This window comes from Escherichia sp. E14V7 (assembly GCF_004212225.1).
In the GTDB taxonomy this organism is placed as follows: Bacteria; Pseudomonadota; Gammaproteobacteria; order Enterobacterales; family Enterobacteriaceae; genus Escherichia.
This window is the reverse complement of record NZ_RHJJ01000006.1, coordinates 376,599-392,700: the sequence shown is the minus strand read 5'-3', so window position 1 is coordinate 392,700 and position 16,102 is coordinate 376,599. Positions and strand designations below refer to the sequence as shown.

General features: G+C 47.0%; 15 protein-coding genes and 1 tRNA gene. 11 read left to right on the top strand and 5 right to left on the bottom strand.

The window, feature by feature from the left end; all coding sequences use genetic code 11:
• The first annotated feature begins 55 nt into the window (after positions 1-55).
• Positions 56-142 (top strand) — tRNA-Leu (locus tag D9741_RS08735).
• Between the two features lie 38 nt (positions 143-180).
• Here D9741_RS08735 and D9741_RS08730 read toward each other — a convergent pair.
• On the bottom strand, positions 181-417 hold the full coding sequence (locus D9741_RS08730) for a DUF1435 domain-containing protein (RefSeq protein ID WP_130216543.1): 237 nt from the start codon (positions 415-417) through the stop codon (positions 181-183).
• 140 nt (positions 418-557) lie between these two features.
• Between D9741_RS08730 and fhuF the strand changes: the two genes are divergently transcribed.
• Complete coding sequence (gene fhuF / locus D9741_RS08725) at positions 558-1,346, top strand: siderophore-iron reductase FhuF (protein ID WP_130216545.1); 789 nt, start codon at positions 558-560, stop codon at positions 1,344-1,346.
• A 37-nt stretch (positions 1,347-1,383) separates the two neighbouring features.
• On the opposite strand, the gene bglJ is transcribed toward fhuF, so the two are convergent.
• Positions 1,384-2,061 carry a DNA-binding transcriptional activator BglJ gene (gene bglJ / locus D9741_RS08720; protein ID WP_130204762.1) on the bottom strand — a complete coding sequence of 226 codons (678 nt, stop codon included), beginning with the start codon at positions 2,059-2,061 and terminating at the stop codon, positions 1,384-1,386.
• Complete coding sequence (locus D9741_RS08715) at positions 2,019-2,744, bottom strand: response regulator transcription factor (protein ID WP_130216547.1); 726 nt, start codon at positions 2,742-2,744, stop codon at positions 2,019-2,021. The genes bglJ and D9741_RS08715 overlap by 43 nt, the downstream gene beginning before the upstream one ends.
• A 628-nt stretch (positions 2,745-3,372) precedes the next feature.
• Between D9741_RS08715 and D9741_RS08710 the strand changes: the two genes are divergently transcribed.
• From D9741_RS08710 to opgB, 6 genes are all read left to right on the top strand, one after another.
• The gene (locus tag D9741_RS08710) at positions 3,373-4,143 is read left to right on the top strand and encodes a threonine/serine exporter ThrE family protein (RefSeq protein ID WP_130216549.1); all 771 of its coding nucleotides are present in this window, start codon (positions 3,373-3,375) and stop codon (positions 4,141-4,143) included.
• On the top strand, positions 4,134-4,607 hold the full coding sequence (locus tag D9741_RS08705) for a threonine/serine exporter (RefSeq protein WP_130216551.1): 474 nt from the start codon (positions 4,134-4,136) through the stop codon (positions 4,605-4,607). The genes D9741_RS08710 and D9741_RS08705 overlap by 10 nt, the downstream gene beginning before the upstream one ends.
• A gap of 106 nt (positions 4,608-4,713) precedes the next feature.
• The gene (gene dnaT / locus D9741_RS08700) at positions 4,714-5,253 is read left to right on the top strand and encodes a primosomal protein DnaT (protein WP_130216553.1); all 540 of its coding nucleotides are present in this window, start codon (positions 4,714-4,716) and stop codon (positions 5,251-5,253) included.
• 2 nt (positions 5,254-5,255) lie between these two features.
• A complete protein-coding gene (gene dnaC, locus D9741_RS08695; RefSeq protein WP_130216555.1) occupies positions 5,256-5,993 on the top strand; it encodes a DNA replication protein DnaC in 738 nt (245 codons plus the stop codon).
• Between the two features lie 48 nt (positions 5,994-6,041).
• On the top strand, positions 6,042-6,536 hold the full coding sequence (gene yjjA / locus D9741_RS08690; RefSeq protein WP_130216557.1) for a DUF2501 domain-containing protein YjjA: 495 nt from the start codon (positions 6,042-6,044) through the stop codon (positions 6,534-6,536).
• 254 nt (positions 6,537-6,790) lie between these two features.
• A complete protein-coding gene (opgB, locus tag D9741_RS08685; RefSeq protein ID WP_130216559.1) occupies positions 6,791-9,082 on the top strand; it encodes a phosphatidylglycerol--membrane-oligosaccharide glycerophosphotransferase in 2,292 nt (763 codons plus the stop codon).
• A 126-nt stretch (positions 9,083-9,208) separates the two neighbouring features.
• On the opposite strand, the gene lgoD is transcribed toward opgB, so the two are convergent.
• Positions 9,209-10,231, bottom strand: coding sequence for an L-galactonate oxidoreductase (gene lgoD, locus D9741_RS08680; protein WP_130216561.1), 1,023 nt, complete (start codon positions 10,229-10,231; stop codon positions 9,209-9,211).
• A gap of 137 nt (positions 10,232-10,368) precedes the next feature.
• Between lgoD and D9741_RS08675 the strand changes: the two genes are divergently transcribed.
• From D9741_RS08675 to D9741_RS08665, 3 genes are all read left to right on the top strand, one after another.
• On the top strand, positions 10,369-11,274 hold the full coding sequence (locus D9741_RS08675) for a GntR family transcriptional regulator (RefSeq protein WP_130204752.1): 906 nt from the start codon (positions 10,369-10,371) through the stop codon (positions 11,272-11,274).
• 149 nt (positions 11,275-11,423) lie between these two features.
• Positions 11,424-12,734 carry an enolase C-terminal domain-like protein gene (locus D9741_RS08670; RefSeq protein ID WP_130216563.1) on the top strand — a complete coding sequence of 437 codons (1,311 nt, stop codon included), beginning with the start codon at positions 11,424-11,426 and terminating at the stop codon, positions 12,732-12,734.
• 118 nt (positions 12,735-12,852) lie between these two features.
• On the top strand, positions 12,853-14,223 hold the full coding sequence (locus D9741_RS08665; protein ID WP_130216565.1) for an MFS transporter: 1,371 nt from the start codon (positions 12,853-12,855) through the stop codon (positions 14,221-14,223).
• Positions 14,224-14,281: 58 nt separating this feature from the next.
• Here D9741_RS08665 and tsr read toward each other — a convergent pair whose 3' ends face one another.
• A complete protein-coding gene (gene tsr / locus D9741_RS08660) occupies positions 14,282-15,946 on the bottom strand; it encodes a methyl-accepting chemotaxis protein (protein ID WP_130216567.1) in 1,665 nt (554 codons plus the stop codon).
• Positions 15,947-16,102 lie beyond the last annotated feature (156 nt).

Below are 16,102 nucleotides of genomic sequence, written 5' to 3'. Positions count from 1 at the left end.
GCCAAGTCCCCCCCCTCGCACCAAACGAGGCGATATCAAAAAGTAAGATGACTGTGCGAAGGTGGCGGAATTGGTAGACGCGCTAGCTTCAGGTGTTAGTGTCCTTACGGACGTGGGGGTTCAAGTCCCCCCCCTCGCACCAATTATCTTTACTTCCTTTCTTGTTTCTTCCTTGATTTTTCATCCCTGATTCAAATTCATTATCATCAGCATGATGCCAGCACTAAGCGCCAGGCACGATGGTAGCAAAACGTAATGCCGTAACTGTTTGTGATACAGCATCACCGGCGTCAATACTAATCCCATCAGAATGACAATCCGCCACTGATCCGGCGATAAATCCGCATACATCAGCCCTGCAATCAGCAATCCTGGCAGCAACACTCCCCAGCCACTGCCCAGCATACGTTGCAACATGGTTTGATCTCTTTCATTGATAATGATAACCAATATCATATGATAATTTTTATCATTTGCAAGCCAGAGAAATCCCTTGCTATCGGGTAAACCTATCGCTAGGATTAGCAATCATTATCATTTAGATTACTATCACGATTATGGCCTATCGTTCCGCACCGCTCTATGAAGATGTTATCTGGCGAACGCATCTCAAGCCGCAAGATCCCACGCTTGCACAAGCGGTTCGCGCGACGATCGCCGAACATCGTCAACATTTGCTGGAGTTTATCCGTCTGGATGAACCCGCCCCGCTTAGTGCCATGACGCTGGCGCAATGGTCCTCTCCCAATGCGCTAAGTTCTCTACTGGCGGTCTATTCCGATCATATCTACCGCAATCAACCAATGATGATCCGCGAGAACAAACCGCTGATCTCACTGTGGGCGCAATGGTATATCGGCCTGATGGTGCCGCCATTAATGCTGGCGCTGCTGACGCAGGATAAAGCGTTAGATGTGTCGGCGGAACATTTCTACGTTGAGTTTCACGAAACCGGTCGTGCTGCCTGTTTCTGGGTCGATGTGTGTGAAGATAAAAACGCAACATCACATTCGCCACAGCAGCGAATGGAAACGTTAATCAGCCAGGCGCTGGTTCCGGTTGTGCAGGCATTAGAAGCGACAGGTGAAATTAACGGCAAACTTATCTGGAGTAATACCGGTTATTTGATTAACTGGTATCTGACCGAGATGAAGCAGTTGCTTGGCGAGGCGTTAGTTGAATCGCTCCGCCATGCCCTGTTCTTTGAGAAAACGCTCTCCAGCGGCGAAGATAATCCATTGTGGCGCACAGTCGTGCTGCGCGACGGCCTGCTGGTGCGCCGCACCTGTTGCCAGCGTTATCGCTTACCGGATGTGCAACAGTGTGGGGATTGCACGCTGAAATAAGCACACTGCCGGGAGGATAAACCCGGCATTAAGTAGATTAATATGGATGCAACACATTACTTGTTTCTGAAATCCGCATACATAACAGAATATCTGCCGCCTCAAGCAATCCGGCATCAGAACTGACACCCAGTTTCGACATCACATTAAATTTATGCGCGCGGATCGTTTTTATATTCCGTTTAAGCTGTTCAGCAATTTGCGTCATTGAGTAGCCACGCGACATAAACCGTAATATTTCCCTCTCCGTCGGGCTTAGCGTCCGGCTTTGATTAATATACCACTGGTTGTTCAGTCGATCGGTCGCCTGACGTACGCCATTTAATGACAGAAACAGCTCCTGGTGAAAAACATCCAGCGTTGATGCTTTACTTAACACACCATCCAAAGGAGAAGGCGATAATGAGCCAATCAACCGCGCTTCAATATCATCATCCGCAATAACCAAACGCCGGGTACGTGGAAATTTGATTGCCAACTCAGTCAGACAAGATAATCCCTCCCTGCGCTCAGTTCTCATGGCAGAAAAAGAAAAAATGACCGCCGCAAATGAAACCCGCGACATAGCATCCTGAAAAGCCTCCTGGCTGGTATACGTATAGAGTTTATAAGGATTACCCGCAAACTTTCTGAATAAACTCTCAATACCGATACTGCTCATGACGCACTTTTCTATGAGTGCGACATTTCTCTTCTTAATTCGGTTGTGTTCCATTCCGCGGCATCTCCATAAACAGAAGGCAAGTTAAGTTCCCTTGCCCCCTGTGCGCTATTAATCCATGCATACATCTCAGCGTTACTGTGAATTGCCAGCCGGCGCATCGCACTGTTTTTTTGTGCGCTGATGGTTTTATTGCTTTTCTTAAGCAATGAAGCTATTTGGTTGATGCCCCATCCTTTACCTAACAGCCGCAGTACCTTGCGTTCAGAAAGGGTAAGAATCACGGTGCGATAACCAAATTCCTGAATTTCCGGCATTGCAGGCGAAGTCAGCATGGCGCTGATGCGATCTGCATGGACATTGCCGGAACGAACGGTCTTGACCAGATTCTCAATGGGCTCGATATCGGACAGTAACGTCGCAGTTGGACACATAAGCAGTTCCACCGCCTGAGAGTACCAGGCTCGCGAAACCATGAAAACCCAATGAATTTCCCGGTATTGTGAGATCAATGAATAGTAATGTTCACAAACAGAACGCGGGTCTTCTGTTTGTCCGGCTAAATCGGCAATAACTAACCCAGCCCGACGTAATTGTAATATGGTCAGCTCCTCCGCAGAGGTGCTACTCGTTATATCGTATTCAGGGAGATGGGTCCTCATGACCTCTTTTAACCCTGCCTGCATAACGGGTATTTTACTGATAACAATTCCATTTTTGCAGCATCCTGGCAACATATATCCTCCACATCCACTGTCTATAAATTATGATGGTTTATTCAGAATATTCATCCTTTAAATAATTCCAATAAATTAATAGATTCAGCAAATAATTTATCCTTAGCATTCACTTCATATCAGTTTACCCCAGCCACACAAAAAATCCTTTGTATGTTTCAGGAGACTAGCATCAAATAATAACCTGGAAAAATACCTCTGACACATTTAAAATATCTAAATTATGTTGTTAGAAATACTTAATCAACATCCTCAAAATCAATCAGTTTAAGATATCATTTAAAATAACGAATAAAAGTTAAATGAAACGCCTTTAGCCAGAATATCAAGAAAAAAACCAATAAAAACTGAAGTGTATTTCTTACCTGAAACCGAAAAAAATGATTTCACCGGCCATTACTCAAACGCGTAAAAACAAAACAATAAATTCATTTTAATGATAATATTCATGGAATTATTTATTCCACTCAAAACTTGCACCGTTTCCCTTCCGCGAACTCATCACCGCAACCAGGATTAATCAGCGCAATTTTGATCTTAACCAACGTCAAAACAGCCATGCTTCGTGATACAAAAGGGTTCTCATTTTTTGAAAAATACGCAACGCGTCTATGACAAAGGGCGAGTTATGCAAACAGAGCAACAGCGAGCCGTTACACGGCTATGTATCCAGTGCGGATTATTTCTTTTACAGCACGGGGCGGAGAGCGCGCTGGTTGACGAGCTTTCTTCACGACTGGGTCGGGCGTTAGGGATGGACTGCGTTGAAAGCTCCATCTCTTCCAATGCTATCGTACTGACCACCATTAAAGATGGTCAATGTCTGACATCTACGCGCAAAAACCACGATCGCGGCATTAATATGCATATGGTTACTGAGGTACAACACATTGTGATTCTGGCGGAACATAAGCTGCTGGATTACAAAGGTGTTGAGAAACGTTTTAGCCAAATACATCCCCTGCGCTATCCGCGTTGGCTGGTCGCTTTGATGGTGGGACTCTCTTGCGCCTGTTTCTGTAAACTGAATAACGGTGGTTGGGATGGGGCGTTGATTACATTCTTCGCCAGTATGATCGCCATGTATATCCGCCAGCTACTGGCACAACGCCACCTCCATCCACAAATAAACTTTTGCATCACTGCCTTCGCCGCCACCACAATTTCTGGCCTCCTTCTACAACTTCCGACATTCAGTCATACGCCTACTGTGGCAATGGCGGCCAGTGTTCTTTTACTGGTGCCGGGTTTTCCGTTGATAAATGCTGTAGCCGATATGTTTAAAGGTCATATAAATACCGGACTGGCACGCTGGGCGATTGCCAGCCTGCTGACACTGGCAACCTGCGTTGGCGTGGTGATGGCACTCACAATTTGGGGGCTACGCGGATGGGTGTAATCGAATTTCTATTAGCATTAGCGCAGGATATGATTCTCGCGGCAATCCCAGCGGTCGGCTTTGCGATGGTGTTCAACGTGCCAATCCGGGCATTACGCTGGTGTGCGCTGCTTGGCGCGATGGGTCATGGTTCGCGAATGATTTTAATGACTACCGGACTCAATATTGAGTGGTCGACGTTTCTGGCTTCGCTACTGGTCGGCACCATTGGTATTCAGTGGTCGCGCTGGTATCTGGCGCACCCGAAAGTCTTTACCGTGGCGGCTGTCATTCCGATGTTCCCGGGCATCCCGGCGTATACTGCAATGATTTCAGCGGTAAAAATCAGTCAGTTAGGTTACAGCGAGCCGTTAATGATTACCCTGTTAACTAACTTTCTTACCGCTTCATCAATTGTTGGCGCGTTATCCATCGGTCTTTCCGTTCCTGGATTGTGGTTGTACCGCAAGCGCCCCCGCGTATAAAATTGCCTCGCTTAAAGCACATGGATGAGAGGCTGCCTGGCCTCATCCGTGTGTTACTATAAAAGTAATCTCCCTTCTCGTTCATCGTTCCATATTGAGAAACAGTATGTCCTCCAGAGTTTTGACCCCGGACGTCGTTGGTATTGACGCCCTGGTACACGATCACCAAACCGTTCTGGCAAAAGCAGAAGGCGGCATGGTTGCCGTATTTGCCAACAATGCCCCGGCGTTTTATGCCGTTACGCCCGCGCGTCTTGCTGAACTGCTGGCGTTGGAAGAAAAACTGACGCGTCCGGGAAGTGACGTGGCCCTGGACGATCAACTCTATCAGGAACCGCAAGCCGCCCCCGTTGCCGTACCCATGGGCAAATTCGCCATGTACCCAGACTGGCAACCCGATACCGACTTTATCCGTCAGGCGGCATTATGGGGCGTGGCGCTAAAAGAGTCGGTGACCGCTGAAGAACTGGCGTCATTTATTGCTTATTGGCAGGCGGAAGGCAAAGTCTTCCATCATGTGCAGTGGCAACAAAAACTGGCGCGCAGCCTGCAAATAGGTCGTGCCAGCAATGGCGGATTAACGAAACGAGATGTGAACACAGTCAGTGAACCTGACAGCCAAATTCCACCGGGATTCAGAGGGTAACGATGAAAAACGTTGGCGACCTGATGCAACGTCTGCAAAAAATGATGCCAGCCCATATCAAACCCGCTTTCAAAACGGGTGAAGAACTTCTGGCATGGCAGAAAGAACAAGGGGCGCTCCGCGCCGCCGCTCTTGAGCGCGAGAATCGGGCGATGAAAATGCAGCGAACCTTTAACCGCTCTGGCATTCGTCCACTGCATCAAAACTGCTCCTTTGAGAACTATCGTGTTGAGTGCGAAGGGCAGATGAATGCGTTGAGCAAAGCGCGCCAGTATGTCGAAGAGTTCGACGGCAACATCGCCAGCTTTATCTTTTCTGGCAAGCCTGGAACTGGCAAAAACCATCTGGCGGCGGCAATCTGCAACGAACTGCTGCTACGCGGTAAGTCCGTATTGATCATCACCGTGGCCGATATTATGTCGGCGATGAAAGATACCTTCAGAAATAGCGGTACCAGCGAAGAACAACTGCTTAACGATCTGAGCAACGTTGATCTGCTGGTGATCGATGAGATCGGCGTGCAGACCGAATCGAAATACGAAAAAGTGATCATCAACCAGATCGTCGATCGCCGCTCTTCTTCCAAACGCCCGACCGGGATGCTGACCAACAGCAATATGGAAGAGATGACCAAGTTACTGGGCGAACGCGTTATGGATCGTATGCGACTGGGTAACAGTCTGTGGGTTATTTTTAACTGGGAAAGCTATCGTAGCCGGGTAACGGGTAAAGAGTATTAATCCTCCTTTCCGGCGCTATACTGCGACACAATTCCACCTTGAGTAATGATGATGAAAACTATTAAACACCTTCTGTGCTGTGCAATTGCCACCAGCGCATTAATTTCCACCGGGGTGCATGCCGCGTCCTGGAAAGATGCGCTTTCCAGCGCCGCCAGCGAGTTAAGCAACCAAAACAGCACCACACAGGAAGGCGGTTGGTCGCTCGCCTCATTAACTAATCTGCTTAGTAGTGGCAACCAGGCGTTAAGCGCAGACAACATGAACAATGCCGCAGGCATTTTGCAATACTGCGCGAAGCAAAAGCTGGCTTCAGTTACCGATGCGGAAAATATCAAAAATCAGGTCCTGGAGAAGCTGGGCCTGAACAGCGAAGAGCAGAAAGAAGATACCAACTATCTGGATGGCATTCAGGGTTTGCTAAAAACCAAAGATGGTCAGCAGCTTAACCTGGATAACATCGGTACGACGCCTCTGGCTGAAAAGGTAAAAACCAAAGCCTGCGATCTGGTGTTAAAGCAAGGTCTGAACTTTATTTCCTGATCCGCATAACGCCGCGTTTTAGCTATTAACAAGCTAACGCGGCCCTTCCCCGCTCTTTTCCCTGTTTCTGGACGTCTTTCCCTCTGTTACACGGGCAACTTTCTTGCGCAAAAAAGTCTGTTTATAAACTAATTCCTAACAACATCGCATTTTTTTGACACTAGAATTGCAGCTATATGGCAGCACCATTACATTGTGTTTCTCAAAAAATCTTAAACATCGGCTAACCGGCCTGTTTTAGTGAGGATCGCCCGTTGTCAGAACTATTCTCTTTCGCCCTATTTCTCGCATCTGTGCTGATCTACGCATGGAAAGCGGGACGTAACACCTGGTGGTTTGCCGCCACGTTAACGGTACTGGGGTTATTTGTCGTTTTAAACATTACCCTGTTTGCCAGCGACTATTTTACTGGCGACGGCATTAACGACGCGGTGCTCTATACCTTAACTAACAGCCTGACCGGTGCTGGCGTCAGCAAGTATATCCTGCCGGGAGTGGGTATCGTGCTGGCACTGGCGGTAGTTTTCGGCGCGCTGGGCTGGATCCTACGCCGACGCCGTCATCATCCTCACCATTTTGGCTACAGCCTGCTGGCGCTCTTACTGGCGCTGGGTTCTGTGGACGCCAGCCCGGCGTTTCGCCAGATAACGGAGCTGGTAAAATCCCAGTCACGCGACGGCGATCCTGACTTTGCGGCTTATTATAAAGAACCGTCGAAAACCATCCCTGCCCCCAAACTTAACCTGGTTTATATCTATGGTGAGAGTCTGGAGCGGACCTATTTTGATAACGACGCTTTTCCAGACCTCACTCCCGAACTGGGCGCACTGAAAAATGAAGGGCTGGATTTCAGTCATACTCAACAACTGCCAGGAACGGATTACACTATCGCGGGCATGGTGGCGTCTCAGTGCGGGATTCCACTGTTTGCCCCGTTTGAAGGTAACGCCTCTGCCTCGGTTTCCAGCTTCTTCCCGCAGAACATCTGTCTTGGCGATATCCTGAAAAACTCCGGTTATCAGAACTATTTTGTGCAAGGGGCTAACCTGCGTTTTGCGGGTAAAGATGTGTTCCTGAAATCACACGGTTTCGACCATTTGTATGGTGCAGAAGAGCTGAAAAGTGTGGTGGCGGATCCGCATTATCGCAACGACTGGGGATTCTACGACGATACCGTGCTGGATGAAGCGTGGAAAAAGTTTGAAGAGCTTTCCCGCTCTGGTCAGCGATTCTCACTGTTTACTCTGACGGTCGATACCCATCACCCGGATGGTTTTATCTCTCGCACCTGCAACCGCAAAAAATATGATTTTGACGGTAAGCCGAATCAGTCATTCAGCGCGGTAAGTTGCAGCCAGGAGAACATCGCGACGTTTATCAATAAAATCAAAGCGTCACCGTGGTTTAAAGATACCGTCATCGTCGTCTCATCTGACCATTTAGCGATGAACAACACGGCGTGGAAATACCTTAATAAACAGGATCGTAACAACCTGTTTTTCGTCATCCGTGGCGACAAGCCACAGCAAGAGACGCTGGCGGTGAAGCGCAACACCATGGATAACGGCGCTACAGTGCTGGATATTCTTGGTGGCGATAACTTTATCGGCCTTGGGCGTAGTAGCCTCTCTGGTCAATCCATGTCGGAAGTGTTCCTCAACATTAAAGAGAAAGTGCTGGCGTGGAAGCCCGATATCATTCGTCTGTGGAAATTCCCCACCGAGATGAAAGAGTTCACCATCGATCAGAATAAAAACATGATCGCCTTCTCGGGTACCCATTTCCGTCTGCCGCTGCTGTTACGCGTGTCGGATAAACGTGTGGAACCACTGCCAGAAAGCGAATATTCTGCACCACTCCGTTTCCAGTTGGCCGATTTCGCTCCGCGCGACAATTTCGTCTGGGTTGATCGCTGCTACAAGATGGCGCAGCTATGGGCGCCAGAGTTGGCTCTCTCCACTGACTGGTGTGTTTCCCAGGGGCAGCTTGGTGGTCAGCAAATTGTTCAACATGTTGATAAAACGACGTGGAAGGGCAAAACCGCATTTAAAGATACCGTCATCGATATGGAACGCTACAAAGGCAATGTCGATACGCTGAAGATTGTCGATAACGATATTCGCTACAAAGCCGACAGTTTCATTTTTAACGTCGCAGGTGCACCGGAAGAAGTGAAACAGTTTAGCGGAATTTCCCGTCCGGAGTCGTGGGGACGCTGGTCCAACGCGCAGCTGGGCGATGAAGTGAAAATCGAGTACAAACATCCTCTGCCGAAGAAATTTGACCTGGTGATCACCGCCAAAGCATATGGTAATAACGCCAGCCGTCCCATTCCGGTACGCGTAGGCAACGAAGAACAAACCATCGTGCTGGACAATGAAGTGACCACCACCACGCTGCATTTCGAGAACCCAACCGATGCCGACACACTGGTAATTATTCCGCCAGAACCTGTCTCAACCAACGAAGGGAATATCCTCGGACACTCGCCGCGTAAGCTCGGCATTGGCATGGTGGAAATTAAAGTGGTGGCGCGTGAAGGATAATTCCTGACTGATTTGTAGGTCGCATAAGGTGCGACCTACACGCCTTCTCCGGCTTACAACACATTATTAAGAAACAGAAAAAACAGCGCCCAACATTTCCCCGGGCGCTGCATGGCAACTCGATTATCAGAAAGTAATTACGCCCTTAATCAACTCACGATTGTTAATCACATCGCGCTCATAGATTTCTGCCAGCGTGGCGAACGGATAGCGATGGGTTAACATCATGTCGGCAGTAATTTTCCCTTCCGCCATCAGCCGCCCGACTTTCGCGAAATCTTCCGGCGTGGCATTTCGGCTGCCCATCATTGTGGTTTCTTTTTTATGGAATTCCGGATCAGAGAACTGCAACTCGCCTTTAAACAGGCCAACAAATACTACCGTGCCGCCATGACGAATCAGATTAACGGCGTTATTCATCGCATGTTGATTACCTGTTGCGTCGATCACTTTCTGCGCCAGCGAACCACCAAATTGCGCCCGCAACTGGTCGTCAAAATCCTCGGCTGACGGGTCCATCACGGGCAACTCCAGACGCGTTGCCACATGCTCACGCCGCGCCGGACTGGTATCCGCCACCACCACCTGTGCGCCATCGGCTTTAGCGATTGCTGCCGCGCCCAGACCAATTGGTCCCGCCCCGACCACCAGCACCTGCTCACCTGGCGCAATTGCTGCGCGACGAACCGCATGAGCGCTAATAGCGAAAGGTTCAATCAACGCTGCCGCCTGCGGATCAATACCATCCGCAGGCAAAATGTTCGCCACCGGCACGCTCAAATACTCACTAAAACCGCCATCCTGATGCACGCCAATTACCGAAATTTTTTCACAGCAATTGGTGCGACCGCTTTTACACGCCGGGCATTGCTGACAGGCAACATAAGGGATCACAGCAACTTGCTGACCATTTTTAAGATCAGCAATATTTTTACCCAGCCCAACAATCTCCCCACATATTTCATGGCCTAAAACCCGTGGATAACTAAAAAATGGTTGATTTCCACCCCAGGCATGAATATCGGTACCGCAAATCCCGACAGACTTAATTTTTATTAATGCTTCATTGTCACCCGGAATAGGTATCTCGCGTTGTTTCCAGACTAATTCTTTCGGCTGCTGGCAAATTAAAATATTCATCGTAGACATGATTCGGCTCTCCATTTTTTGTTGCAAAAGATATCAATGAAAATTAAAAATGGCAGCGAAACAGAAAATCTATTTTGTGAAAACACACATATAAAAATGTTTTAATTATGGTTTTAATGGACTCACAAGGAGAAAATATGAGTCGTTCGCAAAATTTACGCCACAATGTGATTAACCAGGTCATTGGTGATATGGCGCGTGGTCATATCCCTTCACCACTACCATCGCAAAGCGCGCTGGCGGAAATGTACAACATCAGTCGCACCACAGTACGGCATATTCTCAGCTACTTACGCGAATGCGGCGTCCTGACACTGGTTGGAAATGACCATGTTATTACGCGCAAACCTGACTACGATGACGGTTTCGCCTGCACTATCGCTTCAATGAGTGAGCAAAACAAAGTGTTTGAGCAGGCTTTTTTCACAATGATAAACCAGCGCCAGTTACGCCCTGGGGAAACTTTTTCTGAACTGCAGCTGGCGCGAGCCGCGTGTGTCAGCCCGGTGGTAGTGAGGGAATACCTTTTAAAATTCGGTCGGTATAATCTTATTCAAAGCGAAAAGCGCGGACAGTGGAGTATGAAGCAATTCGATCAATCCTACGCCGAGCAGTTGTTTGAACTGCGTGAAATGCTCGAAATACATTCACTTGAGCACTTTCTTAACCTGCCTGATCATGATCCCCGCTGGTTGCAGGTGAAAAACATGCTCGAACGTCATCGCCTACTACGAGACAACATCAGCAATAGCTTTCGTATGTTTTCCCAACTGGACAGAGATTTTCACTCCTTACTGCTTTCAGCTGCCGATAATATCTTTTTTGATCAATCGCTTGAGATAATCTCAATCATCTTTCATTTTCACTATCAATGGGACGAAAGCGATCTTAAACAGCGCAATATCATTGCCGTCGATGAGCACATGACCATTCTCAACGCCCTGATTTGCCGCAGTGACCTGGATGCTTTACTTGCATTACGCACACATCTCGATACAGCAAAAAAGTCAATGATTCATTCAGTAAGACAAATTTGCGATTAGATTAAAAACACATTAAATACAGAAAAATGTAAATTGCACCACATTATTATAATCAGTTCACATTTCATTGTGTTGCGCACACATAAACTGAAGACGTCTTTTAGTTTTTATATTTTTTAATAGTAAAAAATATCAATACAGGAGTCAGTATGGCAATTACTATCAAAGATATCAGCGTTAAGGACATTCGTTTTCCAACATCCAGAAATTTGGATGGTTCTGATGCAATGAATGCAATTTCTGATTACTCTGCGACTTATGTTACCTTAATTACCGATTATTCAGATGATTTAAAAGGTTATGGATTAACATTTACGATTGGACGTGGAAATGACTTATGTGTAAGTGCCGTAAAATCATTAGCAGAATTGTTTGTAATAGGACGAACTCTAGAAGATATAACAGAAAACTTTGGGCAGTTTTGGCATGAACTAGTTTCAGGAGACTGTCAGTTGCGTTGGGTAGGTCCAGAGAAAGGAGTTATTCATCTAGCCACCGCTGCAATTATTAATGCACTTTGGGACCTTTGGGCCCGTTCACAAAATAAAACTGTCTGGAAAATGCTGGTAGACATGTCACCAGAAGAAATCGTGCATTGCATTGATTTTAGCTACATTATAGATGTATTGACTCCAGAAGAAGCCATTGCATTACTTCGCCGTTCTGAAAAAGGTAAAGCACAGCGTGAAAGAGAAATGCTTGAGGAAGGTTTCCCAGGTTATACAACTGCAGCAGGGTGGCTCGGTTACTCTGAAGAAAAAATGCGACATCTGGCACGCCAGGCTGTTGCTGATGGATGGACTCACCTGAAACAAAAAGTAGGTGCAGATCTCGAGCAGGATATCCGCAGGGCGACAATCTTACGTGAAGAACTGGGCTGGGAACGCAAACTCATGATGGATGCTAACCAAACATGGGGGGTTGATCAGGCCATTACTGCAATGAGGAAATTGGCAAAATTTGATCCTCTATGGATTGAAGAACCTACTAGCCCTGATGATATTCTTGGTCATGCTGCAATCAAATCACGCATTGGTAATATTGGTATTGCTACTGGTGAACATGCACATAACAGAGTTATGTTTAAACAATTTTTTCAGGCCAATGCAATGGATTTTTGCCAGTTAGATCCCGCGCGACTTGGTGGTTTAAACGAAGTACTCGCAGTTGTACTTATGGCTGCAAAATTCAATATTCCAGTTTGTCCTCATGGCGGAGGGGTTGGTTTGTGTCAGTATTCACTGAATATTGTTCTTTTTGACTATATCTCAGTCTCAGCAACATTGGAAAATAGAGTTCTCGAGTATGTTGACCATTTACATGAGAATTTTGAAGAACCTTTAGTTATTAAGCGAGGCCGGTATTTCCCTCTTTTACAACCAGGTTATGGTGTAAAAATGAAACCAGAAACTTTGGCATGTTACTCATGGCCAGATGGTCGTGAATGGGTCAATCAATAAAAATTAAATATCTAGTAGACGCAAAATATCTATATTTTTTCATAACAAGAGATTATCCAGCAATACATAAAGATTACTGGATAGCAAAAATGTCCACCGTTTATTCGGAAGCACAATTATGAGTCAAACTGATGATGAAATTGTTGTCAACTCTGCAGTTCGAAAGTCAATAATAAGACTTCTACCTTTCTTAGCTCTTATGTACGTCATGGCTTATCTGGATCGTGCCAATATTGGTTTTGCTAAGGATGCTTTTCAGGTCGACACGGGATTAAGTAACGCTGCTTATGCATTTGGTGCCGGCGTATTTTTCATTGGATATGCGATTTTTGAAGTCCCCAGCAATATATTTTTATACAAAGTGGGAGCTCGCTTGTGGCTTTCACGAATCATGTTCACATGGGGACTTATTTCAGCAGCGATGATGTTCGCCCATACGGAAAAAACATTTATCATTTTGCGTTTTTTCTTGGGTGCTTCGGAAGCAGGATTCATGCCGGGCGTTATGTTATATCTAACATTTTGGTTCCCTCTTAATATACGAGCAAAAGTTGCGGGTTATTTTTGGTTTGGTCCACCGATTGCATTTATTCTTGGCGGCCCTATTTCTGGTGGTTTATTAACAATCCATGACCTATGGGGACTGCATAACTGGCAACTCATGTTTTTAGTCGAAGGATTATTAGCTGCGTTAGTTGGAGTAGCCGCATTTTTCTACCTGGACGATAAACCGTCCGACAAACGTTGCACTTTCCTCACACCACAAGAAAAAGTAGCTCTCAGTCGCATAATGGAAATGGAGGAAAAAACAAAAATAAGTCACAGCCCTCAGGGTATATTAAAGGCACTTTGCGATCCTCGCGTACTTTATTTATGTCTGATTTGTTTTACGATTCAAGTTGGCTCATACGGCATTGCCTTTTTTCTGCCATCACAAGTAGCAGCATTATCAGGGCAGGGAATTGGCTTTATTGTCGGTGTTTTATCCGGTATTCCATGGTTATGTGCCCTATTTGCGGCATGGTACATTCCTCATCTTTCAACAAAATTGAAAGAACGGCGTTGGATTAGCACTATTACTTTACTACTCGGAGGCTTTGGTGTTGCTTTATCAGGAATGCTTGCGGGAACGCCAATCCTGGCTTTTATCGCATTATGTATTGGATGTGCAGGTTTATTAGCCGTTCAACCTATTTACTGGACTTTCCCAACAAGCTATCTCGGTGGAGCAGCAGCCGCCTCAGGAATAGCTTTGATCAACTCACTTGGAAATCTCGGTGGATTCGTTGCTCCTAACATCCGGGTTTGGGCTGAAAATGTATTTGATTCAAATGTTGCAGGATTGTATTTACTTGGAGGTATAGCAATCATTGGTGCTCTCATGCTTGCGGGAATTTTCCAGATTGGCATCAGGAGCGATCTGGATTCATCAGATACAAAAATCAATAAGACATCACTTACGAATGCAAACGCCTCAGCAACCAAATAACTAAATAAACAACACATTGCCCGATAAGTCATCTCTTATCGGGCATTTTTCATGGCGATTAAAACGTTTCCCAGTTATCCCCGCTATCAGCGACGACAATTTTGCGCGACACAACCGGCAACGCTGCGTTTACCACTGGCAAAGCTTCATACTGACGCTGTTGCGTTTGCTGTATACGGAACACCGCTACGGCTTCGGTCAGACGGCTGGCCTGCTCTTCCAGCGCGGCGGCAGCGGCAGCAGACTCTTCCACTAACGCGGCGTTCTGTTGCGTTACCCTATCCATTTCGACAACCGCTAAACCAACCTGATCAATGCCACGGCTTTGCTCATCAGAGGCTGAAGCGATTTCTCCCATAATGTCAGTAACGCGTGTTACGGCGCTGACAATCTCTGTCATGGTTTCCCCGGCACTTTCGACCTGCGTAGATCCGACATCCACTTTACTTACGGAGTCTTCAATCAAGCTTTTAATTTCACGGGCCGCCTGGGCGCTACGCTGCGCCAGGTTACGCACTTCCCCCGCAACTACCGCAAAACCACGCCCTTGCTCGCCCGCGCGCGCCGCTTCAACCGCCGCGTTCAAAGCCAGAATATTGGTCTGGAAGGCAATACCATCGATAACGCTGATAATATCGGCAATCTTCTGCGAACTGGTGGAGATATCGCGCATCGTCTGTACCACGTTATCCACTACCTTGCCACCACGTTGCGCGGTTTCAGAAGCACTTAACGCCAGATGACTGGCCTGACGCGCGTTCTCGGCGTTCTGTTTCACCGTTGCAGTCAGTTGCTCCATGCTGGCCGCCGTCTCTTCCAGTGAAGCCGCTTGCTGCTCAGTACGTGATGAGAGATCGTTATTACCCGTGGCAATTTCGCTGACACCGCTATAAATGGCATTAGCACCGTTACGTACATCTCCGACAGTACGCATCAGTTCACTTTGCATATGGCGCAAACTCTGAGCCAGTTGTCCTACTTCGTTAGAACCATCCACCTCAATGGGTTTTACCAAATCCCCGCCAGCAATATGACAGATGCTTTCGATCAGGCGATTCATTGGTGCTACCAGCGAGGCTTTAATACCAAACCAGACGGCCACAATGACGGCTAACACGACGATCAACACGCCCACCAGCACCCACATCGCCTGGTTGTAGGAAGCATTATTATCGCTGACGGCAATATCGTAGAGACGATCGTTTTGCTCCATATAAGCCATATACAGCTTCTCGAAACCGTCCTGATATCCCTGAGTTGGCTGATCAAAGAACTCATTGATTTTGCCTGCGCCTAACAGCTGGATCAGCTCCGCCAGCGCATTGTGGTAAATATCGTAATTACGTTTGATGTCCGCCGCTGCAGCTGTGCTCTGACGCGGGTCACGCGGCAACGCTTCGTAGTCCGCCCAGTTTTTTTCCGCTTGCTTCAGCGAAATACTGGCACTCTGCATCAGCTCGGCGACGGTTGAACCGCTGCCAATATTGTTCTGATCCATCATGTAGCGGATACCCGCGCGGTTGAGAGTGTTACGTGTCTGCAACAACGCGACCCAGCTGCCATTCAATGTGGATTGCTGCTGACGAATGGTTTGTAAAACGGAGAAATTTTCTTTGTCATTTTTTAAGGCATTAAAGAACAAACCGCCTGATGTCAGTTGTAAAAGGCCAAAAACGGCCAAAACCAGCAATAAGCTGGTCACGATCTTAATACGTTTAAACATGGTTTCTCTTCCCTCCAGACCTGATACTCAGGTTGTCGGCCTGGTGGTAGAAAACTTTATGATCTGGAGCGGTGTTGAGCGTTTTTTTGTCGCTGCGTACTTACATTTTTTATGAGGGTCACACTCTGGAGCAATTTTTATGGTACAAAGTACCAG